The organism is Streptomyces sp. SID5910 (assembly GCF_009862125.1).
GTDB lineage: Bacteria > Actinomycetota > Actinomycetes > Streptomycetales > Streptomycetaceae > Streptomyces.
On the sequence record NZ_WWHX01000722.1, the window covers coordinates 1 to 8907 of the forward strand.

General features: G+C 71.9%; 7 protein-coding genes and 1 pseudogene. 4 read left to right on the top strand and 4 right to left on the bottom strand.

What is annotated here, in order from left to right; genetic code table 11:
* The first annotated feature begins 31 nt into the window (after positions 1–31).
* The 3 genes from GTW67_RS25255 (at position 32) to exaC (ending at position 3682) form a co-directional block, all read left to right on the top strand.
* Entirely contained in the window at positions 32–640 is a 609-nt protein-coding gene (locus tag GTW67_RS25255) for an N-acetylmuramoyl-L-alanine amidase (protein WP_161167083.1), read from the top strand.
* Between the two features lie 108 nt (positions 641–748).
* On the top strand, positions 749–2011 hold the full coding sequence (locus GTW67_RS25260; RefSeq protein ID WP_161167084.1) for a GAF domain-containing protein: 1263 nt from the start codon (positions 749–751) through the stop codon (positions 2009–2011).
* 147 nt (positions 2012–2158) lie between these two features.
* Positions 2159–3682: an acetaldehyde dehydrogenase ExaC gene (gene exaC / locus GTW67_RS25265; protein ID WP_161167085.1), complete on the top strand. Its 1524-nt coding sequence runs from the start codon at positions 2159–2161 to the stop codon at positions 3680–3682.
* Positions 3683–3754: 72 nt separating this feature from the next.
* Here the strand turns inward: exaC and GTW67_RS25270 are convergent, their stop codons facing one another.
* Complete coding sequence (locus tag GTW67_RS25270) at positions 3755–4141, bottom strand: FAD-dependent oxidoreductase (RefSeq protein WP_237519019.1); 387 nt, start codon at positions 4139–4141, stop codon at positions 3755–3757.
* On the opposite strand from GTW67_RS25270, the gene GTW67_RS25275 reads away from it, so the two are divergent.
* Entirely contained in the window at positions 4142–4681 is a 540-nt protein-coding gene (locus tag GTW67_RS25275) for an MBL fold metallo-hydrolase (protein ID WP_237519020.1), read from the top strand.
* Positions 4682–4967: 286 nt separating this feature from the next.
* On the opposite strand, the pseudogene GTW67_RS25280 reads toward GTW67_RS25275, so the two are convergent.
* The 3 genes and pseudogenes from GTW67_RS25280 to GTW67_RS25290 form a co-directional block, all read right to left on the bottom strand.
* Positions 4968–6007: pseudogene (locus tag GTW67_RS25280) on the bottom strand (NAD(P)/FAD-dependent oxidoreductase); the annotation flags it as partial.
* Positions 6008–6147: 140 nt separating this feature from the next.
* Complete coding sequence (locus tag GTW67_RS25285; RefSeq protein ID WP_346010734.1) at positions 6148–7833, bottom strand: DUF4185 domain-containing protein; 1686 nt, start codon at positions 7831–7833, stop codon at positions 6148–6150.
* A gap of 35 nt (positions 7834–7868) precedes the next feature.
* On the bottom strand, positions 7869–8907 hold a 1039-nt coding region (locus GTW67_RS25290; RefSeq protein WP_237519021.1), incomplete at its 5' end, for a DUF4185 domain-containing protein.

Sequence of the window (8907 nt, forward strand, 5' to 3'; positions counted from 1 at the left end):
ACCCCCCCCCACCACGAAAGGCGGTCCCCCCGTGGAAACGGAACGGGCAACACCTTCCCCGACCAGGCGGCGGCTCCTACAGGGCGCCGCGCTCGCCACCGTCTCCTCCGCACTGCTGTCCGGCACACGGGCCGCCGCGCTGCCCCTGGCCGACGTCGACTACCCGTCCGCCGAGTGGCAGCCGGCGAGCACGTCCAACTTCAGCCCGTCCAGCCGCCCCACCACCTATCCCGTGGACTACGTGATCGTCCACGTCACGCAGGAGACGTACACCGACACGCTCTCCATCTTCCGCAACCCGGCCAAACAGGTGTCCGCCCACTACGTCGTCCGGTCCGCCGACGGGCACGTCGCGCAGTGCGTCCGCGAGACCGACGTCGCCTGGCACGCCGGCAACTGGGACTACAACACCCGCAGCGTCGGCATCGAGCACGAGGCCTGGGTGGACCGGCCGGAGTACCTCACCGACGCCCTGTACGAGCAGTCGGCGCTGCTCACCGCGGCGGTCTGCACGAAGTACGGCATTCCCAAGGACCGTGCGCACATCATCGGACACTACGAGGTGCCGGGCAGCGATCACACGGACCCGGGACCGCTGTGGGACTGGACCCGGTACATCAGACTGGTCAATTTCGCCTGACACACGGCGGACGGCCACGTTCGGGTGATCGGGTCGGTCGAAGTGGTTGTCGGCGCTCATCCGCGGAGTGACGATGTCCCCGTCGTATCGCTCTCCGGGGAGGCCGAGTTGACCGATTCATGGCTGGCTCTGGAACCTGGGGCCGATCCCGTCGAGCGCGCGCGGACGCTGCGCCACGCGCACGAGACGTTCACCGAGGCGGGCACGGTATCGCGGCCCGTGCGCGCCGTGGTGGCGGAGTCGTGGCGGCGGTCCGTCCGGGCGGGTGTCGGCCCGGACGGCACCGCGAGCGTGGAGCTCATGGACGGTGACCTCGGCACCTACCGCGCCGAGCACCCGCTGGCACGGGTGATGCCGCTGTTCCGTGAACTCCTGGGCGCGTTCGCGGCCGACGGCGAGCATCTGCTGGCGGTGTGCGACGCGCACGGCAGGCTGCTGTGGGTCGAGGGCCATCCGGCGACCCGGCGGCGGGCCGGGCGGATGAACTTCGTGCCGGGTGCCCGCTGGGCGGAGTCCGCGGTGGGGACGAACGCGCCGGGCACGGCGGTGGCCGTCGGCCGGCCGGTGCAGGTCTTCGCGGCCGAGCACTTCATCCGGCGGGTCCAGCCGTGGACGTGCGCGGCGGCCCCGGTGCACGATCCGCGCACCGGGCGGGTGCTGGGCGCCGTGGACATCACGGGCGGGGACGGGCTGGCGCATCCGCACAGCCTGGGCTTCGTCCAGGCGGTGGCGCGTGCCGCCGAGTCCCATCTCGCGCTGCTGACGCCGGAGCGGCCCGCCGCCGGCGCAGCCGAGCTGACCGCGCTGGGCCGTGACGAGGCGCTGCTGAGCCGTGGCGGCAAAAGGGTGCGGCTCAGTCGCCGGCACAGCGAGATCGTGGTGCTGCTGGCGCTGCATCCGGAGGGTCTGACCGGCGACGAGCTGCTGTGCGCGCTGTACGAGGACGAGACGGTGCCTCCGGTGACCCTGCGAGCCGAACTGGCGCGGCTGCGCGGGGTGCTGGGGCCGGGCGTGCTGGCATCCCGCCCGTACCGGCTCACGATGCCCGTGGAGTCCGACGTCGCCGTGGTCGAGCGCCGGCTGCGGGCGGGTGGTGTGACGGCGGCCGCGGCGGCGTATGCCGGTCCGCTGCTGCCGGGTTCCCAGGCCCCGGCGGTGGCGCGGCACCGGCGCCGGCTGGCCGACGGTCTGCGCACGGCGCTGATCGCGGGCGGTGACCCGGACCTGCTGGCCGACTGGGCGCACGCGCCGTGGGGCGAGGACGACCTGGACGTCTGGCGTGCGCTGGCCGCGGTCCGGCCGACCGCCGCTGTGCTGTCCCGGCTCGCCGCGCTGGAGTCCGAGCTGACGGCGGCGCCGCGCGCGTGGTGACGCCCCGCCGGTAGGAGTCACCGTGAGGGGCCGGGCTCCGGTGCGGGTCCGCCGCCGCTCACGCAACGTCCGCGCAACGTCGGGCTCCCTAGCCTCCGGGAGAGCTGTCCAACGGCGGGCAGCGCACGCTGAGGGAGGCAGACCAGGATGACCCGTTACGCGGCGCCCGGCACCGAGGGCGCGATCGTCTCCTACGAGTCGCGCTACGACCACTTCATCGGCGGGGAGTACGTGCCGCCGGTGCGCGGGCAGTACTTCGAGAACCCGTCCCCGGTGAACGGACTGCCGTTCACGGAGATCGCGCGCGGCACGGCGGAGGACGTGGAGCGGGCGCTCGACGCGGCGCACGGGGCCGCCCCGGGCTGGGGCCGCACGTCGGTGACCGAGCGATCCGGCATCCTGCTGAAGATCGCGGACCGTATGGAGGCGAACCTGGAGCGCCTGGCGGTCGCCGAGAGCTGGGAGAACGGCAAGCCGGTGCGCGAGACGCTGGCGGCCGATATCCCGCTCGCCATCGACCACTTCCGTTACTTCGCGGGCGTGATCCGCGCGCAGGAGGGCTCGATCGGCGAGGTCGACGACGACACCGTCGCGTACCACTTCCACGAGCCGCTGGGCGTGGTCGCGCAGATCATCCCGTGGAACTTCCCCATCCTGATGGCGACCTGGAAGCTCGCGCCCGCTCTCGCCGCGGGCAACGCGGTGGTCCTGAAGCCCGCCGAGCAGACCCCGGCCTCGATCCACTACTGGCTGAGCCTGGTCGCGGATCTGCTGCCGCCGGGCGTCGTGAACGTGGTCAACGGCTTCGGCGTGGAGGCCGGCAAGCCGCTCGCGTCGAGCCCGCGGGTGGCGAAGGTGGCGTTCACCGGGGAGACCACCACCGGGCGGCTGATCATGCAGTACGCCTCGGAGAACATCAAACCGGTCACGCTGGAGCTCGGCGGCAAGTCGCCGAACATCTTCTTCGACGACGTCTGGGCGCAGGACGACGACTTCCGCGACAAGGCGCTCGAAGGCTTCACGATGTTCGCGCTCAACCAGGGCGAGGTGTGCACCTGCCCGTCCCGTGCGCTGGTCCAGCGCGGCGCCTACGCCGAGTTCATGGAGGCGGCGGTCGCCCGCACCGAGCTGATCACGCCGGGCCACCCGCTGGACACCGGCACGATGATCGGCGCCCAGGCGTCCAACGACCAGCTGGAGAAGATCCTCTCCTACCTGGACATCGGCCGGCAGGAGGGTGCCAAGGTCCTCACCGGCGGCGAACGCTTCGAGCACGAGGGCGAGCTGAAGGGCGGCTACTACGTCCAGCCCACGATCTTCGAGGGCCACAACCGCATGCGGATCTTCCAGGAGGAGATCTTCGGGCCGGTCGTGTCGGTCACGTCCTTCGACGACTTCGACGACGCGATCAAGACCGCCAACGACACGCTGTACGGCCTGGGCGCCGGGGTGTGGACGCGCGACATGAACACCGCGTACCGCGCGGGTCGCGCGATCCAGGCGGGACGCGTCTGGACGAACTGCTACCACGCCTACCCGGCGCACGCCGCGTTCGGCGGCTACAAGCAGTCGGGGATCGGCCGGGAGAACCACCGGATGATGCTGGAGCACTACCAGCAGACGAAGAACCTTCTCGTCTCGTACTCGCCGAAGAAGCTCGGCTTCTTCTAGAGCCTGAGGTCGGTCTGCCTGGAGCGTTCTTGCGCTCGGGGCAGACCGACGCTGCTGTTGCCCAACGAGAGGTCAGCGGCTCAGGCTCGCGAGAACCGCCTTTGCGGCGTTCTCGCCCGAAGTCGCCGCGTCGGCGAGCGAGGGCATGTCGAGCTGGTAGTCGCCGGCCAGGTGGATCGGTCCGAGGGGACTGCGCAGCGTCGGCAGCGACGCGCGCTTCCCGGGAGCCCAGAAGGGCACGACACGATGGTGCCGCCGCACGATCCCCTCCCCGAGCTTCCCTTCGAGCTGGGGGTAGATCGAGATCAGGTCCTTGGCGAACCGAGCGGCGATCTCCTCGTCGGAGAGTCCGAGAGGGACCTGGCCGCACTGCGGTCCCGCGACGTCATGGTCGAAGGCTACGGCCTCCCCTCGGAGGCCACCGAGCGCACCCACGCGATGCTGCGCGACCACTTCCACGTGCGGGACCGTCCCGATGCCACGGGGTTCGAGGACGGCACGGTGTTCGACCTCGGCGGCCGCACCGTGACCGTCGTCCACCTGCCGGGCCACACGCCGGGCCACAGCGGTTTCCTGATCGAACCGGACGGCTTCCTCTTCGTGGCGGACATCGACCTGACGTCGTTCGGCCCGTACTACGGCGACGTGGGCAGCAGTCTCACCGATTTCGAGGCTTCCCTGCGCCGGTGCCGGGAGATCGGTGTCCGCTGGTACGGCACGGCTCACCAGAAGGGTGTGATCGAGGGCGCTGGAGAGTTCGCCGGGCGGCTCGACGCCTTCGCGGGGGTGGTGGCGAAGCGTGACGCGACCCTCCTGGCGTTCCTCGACGAGCCGCGGACCGTCGAGGAGATCGCCGAGCACCGACTGGTCTACCGTCCCCACGTCGAGGGCCCGCACGTGGAGCCGGTCGAGCGACGGACCGCGGCGCAGCACGTGAGTCGGCTGATCGGTGCGGGGCGGGTCACGGAGGTCGAGCAGGGAAGGTTCCGCGCGACGTAGCGACCCACGCCGCACCGCCTGCCGGCGGGCGTGGTGCCGGACGGGGACTGCGGTGTCCGGGCGGCGTCGACGCCCGTCGATCGCCGTCGGTCGAGCTGCACAGCGGCTTCACCCCGCGGCCCCCGGCGTTCCGCGCCGCGGGCGATGTCGCGGAGCATGCGGCGGAAGAGAACGGGCGATCCAGTCGGTGAGGGCTCCCGGGTCCTCGGCGGGGGTGCACCGACGCGTACCCGGTGCTCGTCGATGAAGGGGAGTCCGGACGTCGGATCGGTGGGTTCCATGGGGCCTAGGAAACCCGTTCGGCGGCAGCCGGCGCCTCGACGCGCGGGGCCTCCAGCGCCTTCTTGCGGCCGGCGCCGCCCTTCATGCGGTGCAGGCCGTATCCACCGGGCTGGTGCGCCTCGTCGGCCAGGTGCTTCACGATGCCCGTGCGGCCCGTCTCCTTCATCCTCGCGCCGAGGCGACCGCCGATGTGCAGCCACACCGCGACATCGGACCTGTTGCCGAACTGGAAGACGCCGGCGCTCCGGCCCAGGCTGATGCACTGCGCCCCGAACGACTGGTTGAGGGTCTCGGGCCGCTCCCCCGCCAGCCGGCTGAGCACCGTGTCGGCGGCCCGCGCGCCCAGCGGCATCGCCGCCTGGCAGCTCATCCGCAGCGGCAGGCCCGACGGCGCCGCCGAGTCCCCGGCCGCGACGACGCGCTCGTCGTCCACGCTCGTGAGCGTCTCGTCCGTGAGCAGCCGCCCCAGGGCGTCGACGCTCAGCCCACTGCGCGCGGCCAGGTCGGGCACGCCGAAACCGGCGGTCCAGAGGGGCACCGCGCTCGGCAGCTCCCGGCCGTCGGCGAGCCGCACCGCATCGCGCGTCACCGCCGTCACCCTCGCGTCGGCACCTTCCACGACTCTCACTCCGAGCGCCGCCAGCCGACCGGCCACCGAACGCCGCCCCCACCGGTGCAAGTACGGGCCGAGCACCCCACCGCAGACCAGGGTCACGCTGCGGCCCTGCTCCGCGAGCTCGGCGGCGGTCTCGGTGCCCGTCGGACCGGCTCCGACCACCGTCACCGCGGCCGACGCGGGCGCCGCGTCGAGGACCGGCAGCAGCCGCTGCGCGTCCTCCAGGCCGGCGATCGGCTGGGCGAACTCGGCCGCCCCGCCACGTCGATCCGCGTCACGGTGTCGACCACCAGCCGAACGCCCTCCGCCAGAACCTCCTGATAGCCGACGACGGCGGAGGCGGTCCCGCCCACCAGCTGGTGAAAACGGACCCGGTGGACGAAGGCCGGGCGCGGGTTGATCAGCGCCACGCTCACATCGCCGCGCTGTGCGGGTCACGCGCAGCAGATGCTCACCGTCCGCCCGCAGCCGTGAACCCCGGGCGCCGGGGTCCTCGCGGGGCGTCGCCGCCGCCCCGCCCCGCACGAGCACGTCCGTGGGCCGGCCACCGGCACCGGTGGCTGTCCAATCAGCGGTAGTAGGCCTCCAGTTCGGCGATCGAGGTGAAGGTCTGCGTGCCGCCGCTCGCCCCGGTGACGCGGACGCCGTCGCCGCTGGTGGTGGCGAAGTCGAAGACGTAGGTCCGGTTGGTGCCGGCGGCCGACGAGGTCGGGTAGGCGGGGGTGATCCGCTGGGCCTCGACGTCGGTCCAGACGCCGTCGCGCCGGACCTGGATCCTGGGCGGTCCGCTGAACCAGCCGCCGTCGCCGAACATCCGGCCGGTCGTGTAGGCGACCTGGTTGACGCGGTACTCGCGCGGCCAGGTGTAGCCCCACCAACTCGCCGGTTTGCGTTCGTCGTTCCAGTCGTCCTCGTTCTGATTCCGCACGCCGTCGTTGTAGATCGCGGTGCCGAAGTGAGTGGCGCGTTCGACCGGGACGGTGCCGGGTTCGCGGGCGAGGTTGCGTGCGCCGTCCGGGGTGTTGGCCGGGTCGGTGGGGACGGACGGGGTGAGGGACATCGGCCGCAGGGAGTAGGTGTACGCCCAGAAGTCACCGGCCGGGTAACCGCCGCCGCAGGGGCAGACGTTGGACTGGAGCCACATCGATCTGCCGTCCGCGCCGATGTACTTGGACGGGATGGTGGTGGCGTAGCCGCCGTGCTTGGTGTGTGTCCAGGGGTAGCCGCCGAAGTCCTTCGGGGTGAAGCGCTTCCAGGGACCCCAGGGGGCCGGCGCCTCGTAGAACTCGAAGGTGTACTCCGTCCAGGAGGTGTAGAGGTAGCGGTTCAGCGGCTTGTTGTAGACGACGCCGCCCTGGCTGAGCACGCTGAGGTCCTTGACGCGGCCCGCGGTTCCCACGTTCTGGTAGACGCGGCGGTCGTCGTGGAGGACCGGGACCCGCCGGTCGATGTCCGGCGTCCAGGTCGGGGCGCCGCCGCCGTCACCGGCGTAGAACTGCCACGCCGACCTGTCCTGGACGGAGCCGGCGGGCACCCGGGCCAGGTAGAGGTCGGTGGGGTCCGGGTCGGGGTCGAAGGTGTCGCGCCAGTTGTGGTCGAGGCCGTAGGCGTAGACGTAGCCGTCCGGGCTGTCGGCGTTGTCCTTGCCGTAGTCCAGGAACATGACGGTGGTGAACTCGGCGTCCGAGAACATCGGGCGGGTCTGGTCCGAGGTCCAGGTCTGACCCTTGTCGGTGGACTTGACGACGGTGGCGCTGGGCGCGCTGTCCAGGGTGCCGCGCCTGAGGTCCTGGACGGCGAGGTAGAGGTCGCCGTCCACGCAGACCATGCCGGTGGGCTTGCGGTAGTACTGCGCGGGGTCGCCCCAGATCCGGCCGACCCGGTCCCCCTCCGCGCGCTGGGCGCCGGTCAGGCTGCCCGGCATGCCGCTGATGCGGGTCACGCCTATGTCCTGCCAGGTGTTCCCGAAGCCCACTCCGTCTCCGTAGGCGGCGTAGAGGTTGTCGTCGTCCGACCAGCAGGACGGCCAGAGGTCGCCGTGTTCCCGGTTGTCGCCCACGGCGGGGGCGCCGACGGTGGCCCCCGGGGATATCTGTGCCGTGGAGAAATAGGTGCTCTCCGGGGCGTTCGCGAGAGTGCCGGCCGCGGCGGCGCCGGGAGGGCCGCCGGTGTCGGCCTGGACGGAGGGCGTGGTGGACGCCGTGACGGCGGCGAGCCCCGCCACCAGGGTGATCAGCAGTCTTCGTGCGCGCACGAGTACTCCTCGGGTGGTTCGGACGGGGAACGTGCTCAGACCGCGAGGCCGTTGATCCGGTACTGCATCACCCGGTAGTTCCGGTCGTCGTACCACTGGCTCACGGCGAGGTCGAGGTCGCTGAAGGTCGATCCGGGGAAGATGAAGCCGCCGTAGGGACTGGCGACCGCGTTGCCCGACTCGTGGCCCGGGGTGGTGGGGACGATGACGGTCTGTTCCGGGGTGGCGAACAGGTTGCTCGTCGGGAGCGCGAAGATCTGGGCCCGCATCGACAGGGGCTCCATGTTCAGCCAGGTCAGGGCGTATCGGCCGCCCATCGCGCGGAAGCAGATCTCGCCCCAGCGGCGGCGCGCGGTGATGGTGGTCGGGTGGTTGCCCCACGCCCAGGCGCCGTTCGCGTAGCCCCAGGGCTCGTAGGCGGCCGGATCGCCCACCCGGTCCTGGCGGACGCGGTGCAGCAGGAGGTCGGAGGCCACGTCCCGGTTGAACACCGTGGACAGGACGTAGCAGTAGCCGTCGTCCGCGACCGCGTACGTCTTCTGCTGGAACTGGCCGCCGTACTGGTCCCCCGGCCACTGGCACAGGTACTGCCAGGTCTCGCCGTTGTCGGTCGAGCGCCAGAAGTCGGAGTGGTGGGTGCGGTACAGGACGCCCCGCATCAGGTGCATGTACATCGTGCCGCCGACCGTGAACACGTCGGACGGTATGGCGGTGGTGCCGTTCTCGTGGCCCTCCGGGACCAGTCCCACGGCGTGCGCGCCGCCCACGCTGTCGTCGATGACGAGGGAGTCGAGGTCGGGCTGCCGGGCGCGCAGGCCCACCGGGGCACGCCAGTCGCCGTCGCCCACGCCGGCGCCGTCGAAGGTGTCGCCGCAGACGAACAGCATCGTGCCGTCGGGGCAGCGCACGGGTATGCCGAGGTCGGTCCAGTGCGCGGCGAACCGGCCGGTTTCGGCGGGGCCCGTCAGGTCGCGGAGCTTCCGGCCGGTGACGGCGGCGGCGCTCGCCGGCACCGCGGCCGCCTGTGCCGCGCTCGCGGTCGCGGCCGCCGTGCCCGTGGTGAGTCCGGCCGCC

Bases quoted from the DNA above. Each gene is read 5' to 3' on its own strand.
- exaC (WP_161167085.1), top strand. From the start codon at position 2,159: ATGACCCGTTACGCGGCGCCCGGCACCGAGGGCGCGATCGTCTCCTAC.